The organism is Nodularia chucula CCY0103 (assembly GCF_963923915.1).
GTDB classification, from domain to species: Bacteria; Cyanobacteriota; Cyanobacteriia; order Cyanobacteriales; family Nostocaceae; genus Nodularia; species Nodularia chucula.
This window is the reverse complement of sequence record NZ_CAWUOL010000009.1, coordinates 67,649-82,344: the sequence shown is the minus strand read 5'-3', so window position 1 is coordinate 82,344 and position 14,696 is coordinate 67,649. Positions and strand designations below refer to the sequence as shown.

Annotated in this window: 12 protein-coding genes and 1 tRNA gene; 3 read left to right on the top strand and 10 right to left on the bottom strand. The window is 40.7% G+C overall.

The features are described from left to right. Positions 1-248 precede the first annotated feature (248 nt). From ACM0OP_RS05130 to argF, 8 genes are all read right to left on the bottom strand, one after another. Entirely contained in the window at positions 249-722 is a 474-nt protein-coding gene (locus ACM0OP_RS05130; RefSeq protein WP_414527310.1) for a DNA phosphorothioation-associated protein 4, read from the bottom strand. Positions 723-781: 59 nt separating this feature from the next. Next, a complete protein-coding gene (locus ACM0OP_RS05125; RefSeq protein ID WP_414527309.1) occupies positions 782-1,387 on the bottom strand; it encodes a Uma2 family endonuclease in 606 nt (201 codons plus the stop codon). Between the two features lie 76 nt (positions 1,388-1,463). Then, complete coding sequence (locus ACM0OP_RS05120) at positions 1,464-3,359, bottom strand: DUF3370 family protein (RefSeq protein ID WP_414527308.1); 1,896 nt, start codon at positions 3,357-3,359, stop codon at positions 1,464-1,466. Between the two features lie 49 nt (positions 3,360-3,408). Continuing rightward, positions 3,409-5,478 carry an AAA family ATPase gene (locus ACM0OP_RS05115; RefSeq protein ID WP_414527307.1) on the bottom strand — a complete coding sequence of 690 codons (2,070 nt, stop codon included), beginning with the start codon at positions 5,476-5,478 and terminating at the stop codon, positions 3,409-3,411. Further along, positions 5,475-5,648, bottom strand: a complete 174-nt coding sequence (locus tag ACM0OP_RS05110; protein ID WP_006195413.1) for a hypothetical protein — start codon at positions 5,646-5,648, stop codon at positions 5,475-5,477. Before ACM0OP_RS05110 ends, ACM0OP_RS05115 begins: the two co-directional genes overlap by 4 nt. 388 nt (positions 5,649-6,036) lie before the next feature. Beyond that, on the bottom strand, positions 6,037-7,512 hold the full coding sequence (locus ACM0OP_RS05105; RefSeq protein ID WP_414527306.1) for a DNA phosphorothioation system restriction enzyme: 1,476 nt from the start codon (positions 7,510-7,512) through the stop codon (positions 6,037-6,039). 84 nt (positions 7,513-7,596) lie between these two features. Beyond that, positions 7,597-8,199 (bottom strand): transcriptional repressor LexA, encoded by a 603-nt coding sequence (lexA, locus tag ACM0OP_RS05100; RefSeq protein ID WP_414527305.1) that lies wholly within the window; start codon positions 8,197-8,199, stop codon positions 7,597-7,599. Between the two features lie 131 nt (positions 8,200-8,330). Next, positions 8,331-9,251 (bottom strand): ornithine carbamoyltransferase, encoded by a 921-nt coding sequence (gene argF, locus ACM0OP_RS05095; RefSeq protein WP_414527304.1) that lies wholly within the window; start codon positions 9,249-9,251, stop codon positions 8,331-8,333. A gap of 301 nt (positions 9,252-9,552) precedes the next feature. Between argF and ACM0OP_RS05090 the strand changes: the two genes are divergently transcribed. Then, positions 9,553-9,624 (top strand) — tRNA-Thr (locus tag ACM0OP_RS05090). A gap of 684 nt (positions 9,625-10,308) precedes the next feature. After that, on the top strand, positions 10,309-11,565 hold the full coding sequence (locus tag ACM0OP_RS05085) for an MFS transporter (RefSeq protein WP_414527303.1): 1,257 nt from the start codon (positions 10,309-10,311) through the stop codon (positions 11,563-11,565). A gap of 50 nt (positions 11,566-11,615) precedes the next feature. Here the strand turns inward: ACM0OP_RS05085 and ACM0OP_RS05080 are convergent, their stop codons facing one another. Both ACM0OP_RS05080 and acs read right to left on the bottom strand, forming a co-directional pair. Then, a complete protein-coding gene (locus tag ACM0OP_RS05080) occupies positions 11,616-12,269 on the bottom strand; it encodes a tetratricopeptide repeat protein (protein WP_414527302.1) in 654 nt (217 codons plus the stop codon). A 96-nt stretch (positions 12,270-12,365) separates the two neighbouring features. Continuing rightward, positions 12,366-14,336, bottom strand: a complete 1,971-nt coding sequence (acs, locus tag ACM0OP_RS05075) for an acetate--CoA ligase (RefSeq protein WP_414527301.1) — start codon at positions 14,334-14,336, stop codon at positions 12,366-12,368. 158 nt (positions 14,337-14,494) lie between these two features. Here acs and ACM0OP_RS05070 point away from each other — a divergent pair, with 158 nt between their 5' ends. Beyond that, a complete protein-coding gene (locus tag ACM0OP_RS05070; protein WP_414527300.1) occupies positions 14,495-14,680 on the top strand; it encodes a hypothetical protein in 186 nt (61 codons plus the stop codon). The last annotated feature ends 16 nt before the right edge of the window (positions 14,681-14,696 follow it).

The following is a 14,696-nucleotide window of genomic DNA, read 5'->3' as shown; positions in this document are numbered from 1 at the left end:
ATTTTCTCAAATTATTGCCACATCTCATCTTGAGCCACCTTGTCACCCGTTAAGCTAAAGAGGACAAGAAGCTTTTATGTACAGCAGTAACTTTGTATTAAAACATCATATGTAAAGTTTTGTAACGAGATTCAACATTTCTGACTTAGTAGATATCTACTGGTGCAAATGCAGTAACCGATGCAGTCAAGACACTCAAATATAAACTAGGTTGGATCGAAAACCCTTCTTACTAACGAGATACTAATTCAAGAAAGGAATTTTGTTAAATCAAATTCCTCTTCTTGTTCTTCATGGCTAGTTCTTTCATAACTTAAAAATAATAAAATTCGCTCCGAATAATCTACTGCTCCATGCAACTCGATTTGTAATATTTCCAGTCCGCCATTAGCATATTCTTCAAACGTCTGATTACGTTGCCTTTCATATTCTTCTTCATGGGGAGATAATATTTTAATATCCTGAGTTTCAGAAACTCCCAATAATTTAATTACTACATCATTTCCCACCGAAGCGAAATATTCTAACCGGATGGGCGAAGGTTCTCGTTTAGAAATTTCCACTAGAGGGACTCTTTTTTTATGCTTTGCACCCAACGCTGCTGCAAACACAATCACATCAGCAAATGTTTGAAAAGGTCCGGTTCCCCCATCTGAAGTTGTTAAATCCTTAACTAATTGAGTTTTATCTTTAGCAACCCTGATTCTACCAGTTTCCGCCATAATAATGATATCTATATTGTGACTATTTTAACCGAATATTAGATGCGATCGCCTATTCCCTATTCCCCTTTCCTCTCTGTGTCCTCTGCGCCTCTGTGGTTCGTCAACTCCACATCCTCATAAACCAAGGATAGAGGAAAGCGAAAATCAACACTACTTAAATGAACCTCATCCCCCTCAGTGTAAGGATGTAACTCCCATAAACCCCTATCATTCAGTCGAAAACAATCCAAACTCATTTTTTGAGCATCAATCAGCAGATACTCTTGCAAAGTTACTATCCGGCGATACTGCGTAAACTTACCCCCTCTGTCGTAAGCTTCCGTACTTGGGGAAAGAACCTCAACAATCAGACAAGGATACTGAATAAACTTAATAGCTTTTTTATCCCTTGGATGACAACTCACCATCACATCCGGGTAATGAAAGGGGCCATTTTCCGATACACCCAGCTTTGCATCTGCCATAAAAGCACGAAACTTACCCCCTCGTAAATGTCCTTTTAACGCCGCAGCTAAATTAAGAGCAATACTAGTATGAGGAATAGTCCCCCCAGTCATGGCGAAAACTTCACCATTAATATATTCATACTTAACCTCCTGCGTTTCCTCCCATTCCAAATACTCCTGGGGAGACATATAACTTCCTTCTCGACTCGCAATCATAACCCCACCTCAAAAACAACCACCAATCTCAACTCTACCTCTTCCCTCCGCGCCTCTGCGCCTCTGCGTGAAAAATTCACCCCTGAGTCCTCACAGTCAAAACCTGCGGTGGAGTAGCATCAGGAGGATACAAAAAATCCACTTGAACCTGTCGCCTCTCTCCCCCTTGCATTTCCAACCTCAGCAAAGGTTCACCAGTTTGTCCCCGTCGCTGTACCAAATGCACATAGCGGGTTCTTTCCACGCCATTGTCATCGGGATAACGCACCCTCACCGTTCCCCGAAAAAATACCTGTTCCACCCGTGGCTGTAAAAACAGTAACCTATCACTTCCCCCTTCATCCTTCACCGGAGTTTGAATAGATACAGTTACAGTCCGGGTTTGACTGCTAGAATTACGTAAAGGCAAACTGAGATTGTATTCTATCCCATAGTTACTGTGAGCATAATAAGCCGTATCCACATAACGTTTCAACATCGGCGCACTTTGAATTTGCCCAGTGCTAAGAGTAACTAAATGTATAGTCGCCAAAGGATAAGAAAACGCCTGTCCTCGCTGCGGTATCGTCAAATCTGGTACACTGGAATTATCTGTAATTTGGGCTTGCCATTGCGTCCCTTGGGAAACACCAGCTACCCGACTAAATACTGTGGGTTCTCTGGGAGGATCGAGAGGCGTAGGAATAGCATCGCGTTTTCCTGCTAAACTGCCAGTATCCAGAAGTCTTTGCCACTGGGCTAAACTGGGCGGAGTATTGCTACTCTGAGATAATTTTGCCATATAAAGCGGGCGATCGCTCTCCAATCTGATCATCGTACTGCGACCACTAGAAGATGGCGATCGCACAGGAATCTCTAAATTTGCTAATATTTGGCTTGTACCTGGTTGTATTACCAATCTTTCCGGAAAATTAGCTTGTCTGATACCCCGCAAGACATCATTCATTGTGCGACTACCAGGGCCAGCGTAAACTGTACCTTGGGGATTATCTACCATATCCGGCAGACTGATAAACGGTGATTCCTTAGTAAGGTAACTAGCAGCTTGTAATACTTGCAATGTTGCAGGTTGATTTCCAGGATTATGGACAATGATACCTTGGTAAACCGTGCGGCTTTGAGATGGTGTTTCTGCCCTAACTATATGATGGGCGAAGACATCAAATCTGCCTTGAAAGGGATAATTTAAATGTGCTTCTGGTGTTTGTTTCCCATCTGGGGGGAAAGTTGATAGTAAAATGCCGTCAGTTGTCACCAATTCGGGGCTATTACTGTTAAATGTGGGAATAATATTTAGTTGTCCTGGTAAACGCCGTACCTCTTGGGGATGTACTTCTATTCCCGCAATATATTCTGGTGGAACAGCGTAGATATTTAACGCCCGACACATTAAAGCTGCAACTTCCCCTCTCGTAGCACTTTGTAGAGGTTTTAGCTGTTTAATGTTAGGATAATTAACAATAATACTATTAATTGCCCCTTGCGCGATCGCATTTTGGGCATAGTTAGGAATTTGCGCCCCATCATCAAAGTACTGTTGTAATGTTTGCGCTGGGTTAGGTACAGAATTATAATTTTTCGCCCCAGCTAGCACACCGATAATTTGCGCCCTGGGAATTGCTTGATTCGGTTGAAAAATTTGCCCTGGATAACCAGCAAAGAATCCTTTTTGATAAGCCCTAGCAATGGCTTGATTTGCCCAATGATTGGGAGGTACATCTTTAAATATAATGCTTGGGCGCTGTATTGGTGCGTCGGGGAAAGCATTTAACATTAATACAGATGCTTCCGCGCGGGTGACGGTTACATTAGGGCGAAAACTTCCGTCGGGGTAGCCTGTAATTAGTTTGCGTTCTCCTAATTGTTGCAGACAATTTTTTCCCCAGTAGTTTTGGGTGTCAGAAAAGGCGAGGGTGCGGGTGTGGGATAAAGTGAGAAGAAAGGTGAGTGTTATTAGGGTATATTTATTCATGATTGTTTCACGCAGAGACGCAGAGGCGCAGAGAGGAGAGGAAGGAGAATTAATTACGAATTACTTCTATGATTTCGGTATATTCAAATTCGTTGGGGCTTTGCTTGACTAAGGGGTATTTTTGTCCTGCTAATTGGATATAATTTTGTTCACAATCTGGTTTTGAGGAATAATAGGTAAGTACATATTCTCTACCTATTCTTTCTGCCATTTCTTCTTCTACTTCACCTCGCCATTGGGTTTTACTGGCTAAGACAATTAATTGATTAGCTAATTTGGGAATTGTTCCTGCTATATGTCGGCGTGACATTTCATCTAAGCTGCCAAAGGGGGAATCCATAACAATAGGAAATGTGCTACTATCGGGAAGCATCATCATTTTGCGTTTTTGACTCCACTCGCGGACTTTATCGATGATGCTGGCAATAAACGATAAACTGAGAATTTGATTTTCTCCTGTGGAAGCTGCAACTGGTGCTTCTATTCCCGCCGTATGTTCTACTAAGGTTAATTCATATTTTTCGCTAATTTTGGGAATATATGGTTTGACTGAAAGTTGGTTAAATATTTCTTGGACTCGTTTTTCTAGTTGCAGACGAAATTGTTTTTCTTGCCGATTTTTAACTTCAGTTAACCGTTCAATTGCATCTTGAGTAGCATTAATGCGTCGCTGCGCTAATATTTGCTTTTCTTCATTCATTTTTTGCTTGGATATTTGTTTACCCAAAGCATCAATTTCTGTTTTTAATTGAATAATTTTCTGCTGGTTTGCACCTTGTTCTCGATTTAATTCATCAATTTTGCTGGAAATCTCATCTAAGCGTTTTTGTAAGCTGCTAATTTCTTCATTCGCATCTTTTCGCAGTTTGTCTTGAAGGTTATCCAATTCACCCTCAACTTGGGATATGGTTTCTCTTAACTGCTTAATTCTGGCTTGTTCTCTATCAATTTCTTCCCAAAAAGCCGCAGCTTGTTTATCAATTTCATCTACTTGTACACCCATACGAATAGCGGTTTCTTCCACGGCTGAAGAACCAGCTTTATCTAGCCAAGTTCGCACATTTTCATGATTATCAGTACCTGCGCTTAAGTCTGCACCACAAATACAGCGCTGGGATTGTAATAATTCATTGACAAATTCCCGCGAAATTCCAGAAGTTAACTCACCGCGCTGTTTTAAATCATCAATGATTTTCCTAAATTGTGATGTTGTCTCCCCCAGTAATACTGTATAACCCCGTGAGGAAATAATTTTCTTCAAGGCTTCTTTGTTTTTCTTGAATGCTTCCTGGTTTTCAGCTTTCTGCAATTCTAGATTTTGCCACCTATCTTCTATTTCTTTGGCTTTAACAAGTTCCAATAAACGGTTACTTGTCTCTTTTTTAAAGGTTTGTTGATATTCTAACTCTTGTTTAATTTCTGTTTGGCGGTTGGTGAGGCTTTCACTTTCTTGTTCTATCTGTTCTTGCTGTTTTAGCAGTTTCTTAGTTTCTGCATCACCAATGGCTTTCAACTCATTCTCTAAAGTTTTTTTCGCTTCTCCTAAATGTCGGATAGAACGGTTAATTACTTCTACACCCAAGAAAATCTTAGTCGCTTCCGCAATTTCAGCTTTTTTATCAGAACGAACGATTTCTTCTATACGTTCACCGTCAAAGAAAAAATATTGATGTAAACTTGCAGGTAATATCTGATTAATAATATCGTCTGGTAGTTGTGATGGTAAGTACCATTCCCCATCGTCTTCACCTACCCACATCCGTAACTCGGTTTTACCAGCTTCAAAGTCACTTTCATTTTTATAAACCCGACAGGAACGTTTAACTTTGTAGCGTTTACCTTCATGTTCCCAGCCGACTTCTACCCAACATTCTACAGGTTGACCTTTTTGGGCTTCAGCAATGGAACGTTTATTAACTAACTGTTCGGCGGAGGCGAAAGCGGCACTAAATTTTTCATATAATACCCAAGTAAAGGCATTGAGTAAACTGGTTTTTCCAGAACCGTTATTACCATGAATAATTGTAGTATTCAGTGTATCTCCTACCGCCAGGAGTATTTCTGGAGTTGTACCATAAAAGGAGCGAAAGTTGCACAGCTTAATTGAAGTCAGCTTCATTGCACTTCTTCCTTGACAATATCTAATATCTCTTCGTTAATATGGCTATTGATTTTTTTATCTAGTCTGCCTTTTTCCAATTTCCAAACTCGCTCAATAATCTGTCGCACTTCTGGCGACGCACTAGAAATTGGTTCCTGCACATCTTCTATATTTGTGTCTGGGAGCATTTGGCGGCTTTTAAATAGGTTTTCTTTATATTTTAGCTGCTAGAAGTCCTGCATTTACATCCGTAAAGCTACTATTAATCTCGGTTTTAGGTATTGCGGGAATTTTTGCAATTTATTGGGCAAAAAAGAAGGCTTGATTTTGAGTATGGGGTGTGGTAGATTAAAGATGGATTTACATTCTAATGGGGTAGAAGCTAAATTTTTAGCGCAAGCTACACTCAATTATAATCAACCTTAATATTATTCTCCCACACTATCTGCTATTTACTACAAATTTAAAAAAAATTTTTCAGTTTGTTTTTTTAAATCTGGGTTTGAAGAGGAACAAACCGCAGAGACACAGAGGACACAGAGTTATGAGGGTTGGAGGTTTTTTGCAAGTCTCATATTAAATATCTAGTAATCCGTAACGTTTTTGTAAGTTTAGTAGTTTCATTCTGGCTTCGCCGGCGTTATCGGCTAAGTCGGCAAATTCAACGAAGCGGCGTAGTTCTTTTTTTAATAGGTTGCGTTCTATTTCTATGGTTTCTCTATCTAAGTCTGGTGGTAAAACTATCATATCGAATATGGTGGCGCGTTCTTTATTAATGTGAGGACGTAATACTCTCCCCCGGCGCTGTGTGAATTGGCGCGGGTTTCCGGAACTTGATAATATTACGGCTGTTTGAATGGCTGGTATATCAACTCCTTCGTCTAAACAGCGAATGGCGACTAAACCCTGTAATTCTCCACTTTCAAATTGACAGCGTAAGGTTTCCCGTTCTTTTAAGGAAGTGTGGGCTGTGTATGTGCTGACTCTATATCCTAAGTCTACACCGAGAATTTTGGCTACGGCTTTGAGTTGACGCAAGGATGAACGCTGTCCGGTTTCTTGGGAACCATCGCTACAATAAAAAAGTGTATGGGTACTTTCTCGCCGAGTCTCCATTAATTCTCGCAAAGCGGTGAGTTTATTTTCTGCTGTGCCAATTAATCTGGCGCGTTGCATTAATAATGGTTTTAAGTCTTCGTTGTCTTCAAGGTTTCCCCGTTGGCTATTTTCTCGTTCTCTATATAATAGAGCGCGCCCAATCTTTTTTGTTAATTTTAAATAAGCAAGACTTTCCGCTTCAGTCAGTTCTACAAGTATGGGATAATACAAATAATGTACTAAAGCCCCTTGAGCGATCGCATCCTTTAAGTTAAACTCTGGTTGTAGCACTGAACCAAAGTAATCAAATAACGATTGCGTCCCATAATCATCAAAATACCTTTCTGGTGTCGCGGATAAAGCCAGTCGTAACCCCACACGACGAGGTAAATTTTCTTCTAACTTCGGTGCGCCTAAATTATGCGCCTCATCACCAATAATTAAAGTTTTAGGAGGAAAATACTTAAGTTGGGACTGAAAGCCATCACCAATTAATGTGGAATTGGTAGTAATTACAGTGACAAAGTTTTGCGAACCGGAACGCAGATTATACAGTTGCGTAGATAGTTGACTTTGCCAAGTGCGTAAATTCTCAAAAGCCAAGATAGGCTGTAAATTAAACTTCTCACATTCTCTCGCCCATTGGGTGACAAGATGACGATAAGGACACACCACCAATAACACTTGTAAATTAATTTGCTGGTATAATTCACAAGCGATCGCTAAAGCTGTAATAGTCTTACCACTACCAGTAGCCATTTTTAGTGTACCTCTGCCATTGTTAGCAAACCAGCTAGTAATAGCCTGTCGCTGATATGGACGTAATTGCAGAGATGCAGGCAAAATTGGACATCCTGGTAATGGCTGACGAGTTTGATAACTCCCCTGACGTTCCCTCACAAATGGAACTTTTAGCCTAAAAGTAGATTGTTCCTGCACTAAATAATTAATCATTAGTCATTAGTCATTGGGAAATTACCGTCTTTTCCCCCCTGCTCCCTGCTCCCTGCTCCCCAGCCTCTTTCCCCTACTCCCCATTCAATAACCCCGCCAAACCCCAACCAGAGAACCCTGCACTTCTACTTGTGTAGCGAGTACCTCAATGGGTTCATACTTAGGATTTGCCGGCTTAAGAGTGACGCGATCGCCTTGACGATAAAAACGTTTTAAAGTAGTACCATAGCCATCAACTCTCGCAGCGACAATAGTTCCATTCTTTAACTGGTCTGGTTCTAACACTGGATGCAGAAATACCAAATCGCCATCAGCAATTAAATCTTCAATCATGCTATCCCCAGCTACCCGTAAACCGTAGCTTTGAGGAGGTAAAGAAATATTAGAAAAGTCTAAATGATCTATAGCATCATTAAAAGGTTCTATTAAACCACCAGCCGCAATTGTCCCTAAAATTGGGATACCTTGCTTAGTAGGATGCAAAATCCGAATCGTTCGCGCCTTACCTTCATTCCAGTCTATATAACCTTTAGTCCGTAAATGCTCTAAACGACTTTGAATAGGTGCGGGAGATTTCAGCTTCATTGCTGTCATCATTTGGCGAATTGAAGGAGAATATTGGTGAGTGCGAATATATTCAACCAACCAATTGTATAATTCTTGTTGAGCTTCTGTGAGACGTTCCATAAATTTATTGGGAAAAAAATACAAATGTGTTTAGAACATTAGTACTACAAAAAATCCCAAATCACAAGATGGAAGCAAAAATATGAAAGGCAAAAGTCAGATTATTCTCTTAACTTCTGCCGGATAAATATTTACTCTGCGCCTAAAATACTAGCAAGTAAAGCTTTTTGGGCGTGTAAACGATTTTCGGCTTGTTGCCAAACTCTGGACTGAGAACCTTCTAAAACTGCTTCGGTAATTTCTTCACCACGATGGGCTGGTAAGCAGTGTAAAACAATTGCTTCTGGTTCAGCAAGACTTAATAACTGTGAGGAAATTTGGTAAGGTTGAAAAATCGGCAAACGATTATCTGCTTCTGTTTCTTGTCCCATACTTGCCCAAACATCAGTATAAAGCACCGCAGATCCTTTAGCGGCTAACTCCGGGTCATCAGTCAACAGCACTTCACTTTGATCACCTGCAATTGCTCGTGCTTGTTCTACAATACCTGCATCGGGTTCATATCCTGGGGGTGTGGCAATTCTGACATTTACGCCTGCCAAAGCGCAACCCAGCATGAGGGAATTAGCGACATTATTACCATCGCCGAAGTAGCTTAAAGTTAAGCCTTGTATGTTCCCAAAGCATTCTTGAATTGTCAATAAATCAGCTAATATCTGACAAGGATGTTCTAAATCGGTAAGGGCATTAATTACGGGAATCTTAGCATAACTAGCAAAAGTTGCTAAATCCTGCTGTGCAAAGGTGCGAATTGCTAAAACATCTAAATATCTATCTAATACCCGTGCGGTATCCTGCAAAGGTTCCCCGCGACTCACTTGGGTGACATTGGGGTTAAGATCAATAACCTGTCCACCTAATTGGTACATTGCTACTGTAAAACTAACTCGTGTGCGAGTTGAAGCTTTAGAAAATAACAAACCCAAAACTTGATTGCAATGCAACTTCAACTGTTGTGATTTTAGTTGGGTTGCTAGTTGCAGGAGTTCTTGAAGTTCCTGGGGACTAAGATCCGCTAGGCTTAATAAATCTCTTCCTATTAACGCTACCATGCTTCCGATTTGTAAAGAACAATCATCGATTTCTGTTCCTTTACTTAGCTGGGTGAAAAAAAGTCCAGTTTTGAAGCTGTACTTAATATTTTGGCATCCAACCGAGTATTTGAATTAGTTTTGACTCTGCAATTTTAATTTAGCAAGTTGACCAGTGGTTAAAATCACTAATTTTTTCTGGGTGACTTTGAGGACTTCACGGAGTCAGAAGAAATATTTTTGTTAGCACTTGACTATAGACAATTGAATTGTATATGATATAATAGTAAATCGGTGGGTGCTTAAATTTCTTAGCAAAAGCGCCAGCATAGCACAGTGGTAGTGCATCCGACTTGTAATCGGAAGGTCGTCGGTTCAAATCCGACTGCTGGCTTTTAAGAAATAATTGGTTAATTTTAGTCTTGATTTTTAGGTGATTTTACTTTGTCACTGGTGTACCGTTTATAGTCATAATGCGATCGCCATCAAGTTACTGATGTGATTCTCTCACGGTCTGATACGAGCAGAGCCAAAATCAAGGATATTATTAGTATTAATGGTGGTTTTGTGGTGTTGTATCCACTTTATATACATTAACTGCTATTTAGCCCTTCAATTTTAGTTTAATTGAGCAAAAGCTACAGTCATTGTAGAAGGCGATCGCCAATTTTCCCGAAATCAGACAATGGGAGGAAGAATAGTAAAGTTTTCTGAATTAATGGGTTGAAATAATTAACCTCAAAAGATTCTAGAGACATTTCTTTGACAGTAAATAGCAATTGCTCACTAATTTTGATAGTTACCCCAGGAAAAAAAAGTCATAACTTTAATTCAGCCTTGGGAGAGTGGAGCAATGCAGTTGAAACCTATTACCATCTTAAAAGCCTGGGATTATTTAAAGTTAAACCATGAGACAAAAATCTTGTGCGGTTAATTCACTGAGACATTTTTCTGGTTAATTGATTATCTCTAAAAAATCCCTGAAGACAAATATTAAACAGGGTTTTAAATCAATGAATCAAGCGTTAAAAATCACAGCAGAAAGTATCAGGTAGCCGATTCAAATAGGAATTATTGCATGGCTAATACAGACGAAAACCCCAAGCAGCCACTACTACCAGCGCTGAGGTCAAGAAACTGTCGTCTGTTTTTTGCCGGACAAGGCGTTTCTTTGATTGGTTCATGGATGACACAGCTTGCTACAATCTGGCTAGTATATTATTTAACAAATTCCCCAGTCATGTTGGGACTTGTGGGATTCTGTAGTCAAATTCCCAGCTTTTTTCTAGCACCTTTTGGGGGAGTATTTGTAGATCGGTTTTCCCGTTATCATACCTTAATTGTGACACAAATATTTTCAATGATCCAGTCCTTAGTTTTAGCAGGACTAGCCCTGACTGGCACAATTGAAGTATGGCATATTATTAGCTTAAGCTTGTTTCAAGGATTAATCAATTCAGTGGATGCACCTGCGCGACAAGCATTTGCACCGGAACTAGTGGAACGTAAAGAAGACTTAGCTAATGCGATCGCCATCAATTCCACTATTATTAATACAACCCAATTAATTGGTCCAGCTATTGGCGGTTTACTCATAGCCAGTATTGGCGCTGCTTATTGTTTTTTAATTGATGGGTTGAGCTATCTTGCTGTCATCGCCGCATTATTAGCAATGAATATTCGACCCAGGCACATTTCATTAAAAATCGGTAATCCTTTCCAAAAGGTGGCGGAAGGATTAGTTTATGCTTTTACATTTCCCGCAGTTCGAGCCATTTTATTATTATCAGCTTTAATCAGCTTTATGGGATTGCAATATACTATTTTGCTGACAATTTTTGCGGAAGATATACTCAAAGGTAGTGCTGAAACCTTGGGATTTTTGATGGCTGCATCGGGAATTGGAGCTTCCTTTGGTGGGATTTATCTAGCTACAAGCAGTAAAATACTAGAAGTTTGTCAATTAATTGCCTTCTCACCTGTAATTTTAGGAATGGCTCTGATTGCTTTTTCGTTATCTCGGTTTTTACCACTTTCTTTATTCCTCATGCTGTTTGTGGGCTTGGGAACGATGCTACAAATTACTTCTAGCAATACATTTCTGCAAACAATTGTAGATGATGATAAACGGGGGCGATTGATGAGCTTATACACGATGTCATTTCTAGGAATTTTACCTTTAGGAAATCTCCTGGCTGGGTTTTTAGCCAATCGCATCGGTGCGCCCAATACATTAATAATTGATGGCATAGTATGTATTATCGGGGCTACATTATTTTACAGAAAAATTCCTGTATTAAAACAAGCGATCGCCACTCAAAATCCATCTAGATAAATTTTAGATAGCAAATCAACAGGGAATAGAGAGTTGATGTCATTTATTTTTCAGGAGATATCAGGTTGATCGGAATTTTTTAACTGTTGCAAAACTTGTTCAATGTGTAAAACTCTTTCATTTCTACTTTGTGATTTAAAAATCTCTAAAGCTTTTTCTAAAGAAGCAATTCCTTCATTTTTTTGATTGTTCTGGAGAAATGCAACAGCTACATTAGCTAAAGCATCGCCGTAATTAGGGTTAATATTTAAGGCTTTTTGATAAGCTGTAATAGCTTCTTGCCAACGATTTTGACTAGCATACACTAGACCAATACCATTATGAGCTAAAGCATGATTAGAGTTGAGGCGAATGGCTTCTTGGTAGGCTGTAATAGCTGCTTCTGGCTGATTTTGTTGAAACAAAAGGTTTCCTAGTTCAAAGTGTGCCAGAGCATATCTAGGGAATTTTTTGGTTAAGTCGCGTAGGTTTGCTTCTGCGCCTGAGAAATCACCTTGACTTAATAACATTCTAGCTTGTTGTAGCAGTTGCGATCGCTCTTCTTCCGGGGTCCCACGAAATTGTGCTAGTTGGGGGACTTGAGTTGAGTTAACTGGTTGATTCAAATTGGGCGAATCAGCTAAGACTAATGGTGAGCCAGTAATTGTGGCGATGATAGTGACACTGGCGACCAATGCTGATTTTAATTGGCTATTTAGCTTCATGCTTTCAATACCTCAATCAATTTCTCATCCCCATGATAGATTCAAAATCACTGGATTCCCCAGTCCCCAATCCCCAATCCCCAGTCCCCAATTACTCTAAACGCCTTCGCGTAACTTATCTAAAACACTGCGGTCTTCTAAGGTGGAAGTATCACCAGATACCTCTTCTCCAGAGGCGAGATTTCGCAACAAGCGCCGCATAATTTTTCCAGAGCGGGTTTTGGGTAAAGCATCAGTAAAGCGAATTTCTCCGGGACGGGCGATCGCCCCAATTTCTGTGACAACGTGCTGCTTCAGTTCTTTACTCAAATCATCACTGGGCTGATATGTGCCTTCTAAAGTGACAAAAGCGACAACTTCTTCACCCTTAATCTCGTCAGGTTTACCAACAACTGCGGCTTCCGCCACTGCGGGATGAGAAACTAAAGCTGATTCCACTTCCATAGTTCCCAATCGATGTCCGGATACATTTAAAACATCATCCACACGACCCATAACCCAGAAATAGCCCTCTGGGTCTTGTCTAGCACCATCACCGGCAAAGTAGATATATTTCCCATCTTTGGGGGGGATATGTTCCCAATAGGTGCGGCGAAAACGTTCTGGGTCATTATATACCGTCCGCATCATCCCCGGCCAAGGATGACGCACCGCTAAATAACCGCCTTCATTGTTGGGTACGGTGTTACCTTCTAAATCAACGATATCTGCAATGATACCGGGAAAGGGCAGAGTTGCGGAACCGGGTTTGGTGGGAATGGCTCCGGGTAATGGTGTAATCATAATACCGCCGGTTTCTGTTTGCCACCAAGTATCAACAATTGGGCAACGTTCACCACCAATAATTTTGTGATACCACATCCAAGCTTCTGGGTTGATGGGTTCGCCCACGGTTCCTAATAATCGCAAGGAAGATAAATCACGGGTTTTAGGATGATGTTCACCCATTTTAATAAATGCCCGAATGGCTGTAGGTGCGGTATAAAAAATTGTCACGCCATATTTCTCAATTACATCCCAGAAGCAACCAGGATTAGAGCCACGGGGCGCACCTTCATACATAACAGTAGTTGCCCCGTTGGAAAGTGGCCCATAAACTATATAGCTATGTCCCGTAATCCAACCTACATCTGCTGTACACCAATATACATCTGTCTCCTTGAGATCAAAGATCCATTTGGTGGTGATATGGGTATATAAGTTATACCCACCAGTTGTATGCACAACACCCTTTGGTTTGCCGGTGCTACCGGAAGTGTAGAGGACAAATAGCATATCTTCGCTATCCATCGGTTCTGCTGGACAGTGGGCTGATACCCCTTGTTGTAAATCATGCCACCAATGGTCACGCCCTGGTTCCATCTGTGTTTGTTGACCTGTGCGTTTAACTACTAGCACATTGGTGACGGAGGGGACAGCGCTGTCTGCTAAGGCTTGGTCTACTTGGATTTTTAAAGGAACAATAGCATCTTTGCGCCAACCACCATCAGCGGTGATAACTAATTTAGCTTCTGCATCATTGAGGCGATCGCGCAAAGCTTCGGCACTAAAACCACCAAATACCACACTGTGGGGTGCGCCAATTCTCGCACAGGCTAACATGGCGATCGCCGCTTCGGGAATCATCGGCATATAAATACCAATGCGATCGCCTTTTTTCGCTCCCAATTGCTTCAGCACATTAGCAAACTGGCACACTTCCCGATGTAACTGGGCATAAGTCAGAGTCCGTGAATCTCCTGGTTCCCCTTCCCAAATCAGCGCCGCCTTATTTTTTCGCCAAGTCGTCAGGTGTCGATCTAGACAATTATAAGAAATATTAATTTTACCACCGACAAACCACTGAGCAAAAGGTGGTTGCCAATCTAGCACCCTGTCCCATTTTTGGAACCATTCCAGTTCATTTTCCGCCAAATATGCCCAAAATTGCTCTGGATTAGCTTGAGCTTGGTCATAAAGTTCTTGATACTCCGCCAAACTTTTGACATGGGCATTCTGGGAAAATTCGCTGCTAGGAGGGAATGAGCGGTTCTCTTGTAGGATTGATTCTATTGTAGGCTGAGACATATTGATAACCGTGACCAGTATTGTGTCTGAGAACTATTGTTAGCCAATTTGTACCCAGCAGATTTCAATTTTCATTTAGCTGGGCAGGAATTACAAGATAGTATAGTCAGCCCAAAAGCCTACCCCAGAAGGGGGAAGATTACAATTAATGATCATATATGGTAATATTTGTCTATATATTTGGTAAAGCATTACCGAAAAATTGGGTTTTGGCGCTGTTTAGCTGTACTGATGTGGCAATTAGCTCCAAATTATTTTATGCTGCTAAAGTAACTGCGGGAGTGGCGATCGCCATCAAAACATTAATTTTCTTTGTTAACCGAGACATTGACCAGATCCGTTAGTTATAAATTATTCAAC

Excerpts from the sequence above, each read along its gene's own strand:
- ACM0OP_RS05130 (WP_414527310.1), bottom strand. The coding sequence starts at position 722 with ATGGCGGAAACTGGTAGAATCAGGGTTGCTAAAGATAAAACTCAATTA.
- ACM0OP_RS05125 (WP_414527309.1), bottom strand. The coding sequence starts at position 1,387 with ATGATTGCGAGTCGAGAAGGAAGTTATATGTCTCCCCAGGAGTATTTG.
- ACM0OP_RS05120 (WP_414527308.1), bottom strand. The coding sequence starts at position 3,359 with ATGAATAAATATACCCTAATAACACTCACCTTTCTTCTCACTTTATCC.
- ACM0OP_RS05115 (WP_414527307.1), bottom strand. The coding sequence starts at position 5,478 with ATGAAGCTGACTTCAATTAAGCTGTGCAACTTTCGCTCCTTTTATGGT.
- ACM0OP_RS05110 (WP_006195413.1), bottom strand. The coding sequence starts at position 5,648 with ATGCTCCCAGACACAAATATAGAAGATGTGCAGGAACCAATTTCTAGT.
- ACM0OP_RS05105 (WP_414527306.1), bottom strand. The coding sequence starts at position 7,512 with ATGATTAATTATTTAGTGCAGGAACAATCTACTTTTAGGCTAAAAGTT.
- lexA (WP_414527305.1), bottom strand. The coding sequence starts at position 8,199 with ATGGAACGTCTCACAGAAGCTCAACAAGAATTATACAATTGGTTGGTT.
- argF (WP_414527304.1), bottom strand. The coding sequence starts at position 9,251 with ATGGTAGCGTTAATAGGAAGAGATTTATTAAGCCTAGCGGATCTTAGT.
- ACM0OP_RS05085 (WP_414527303.1), top strand. The coding sequence starts at position 10,309 with ATGGCTAATACAGACGAAAACCCCAAGCAGCCACTACTACCAGCGCTG.
- ACM0OP_RS05080 (WP_414527302.1), bottom strand. The coding sequence starts at position 12,269 with ATGAAGCTAAATAGCCAATTAAAATCAGCATTGGTCGCCAGTGTCACT.
- acs (WP_414527301.1), bottom strand. The coding sequence starts at position 14,336 with ATGTCTCAGCCTACAATAGAATCAATCCTACAAGAGAACCGCTCATTC.
- ACM0OP_RS05070 (WP_414527300.1), top strand. The coding sequence starts at position 14,495 with ATGGTAATATTTGTCTATATATTTGGTAAAGCATTACCGAAAAATTGG.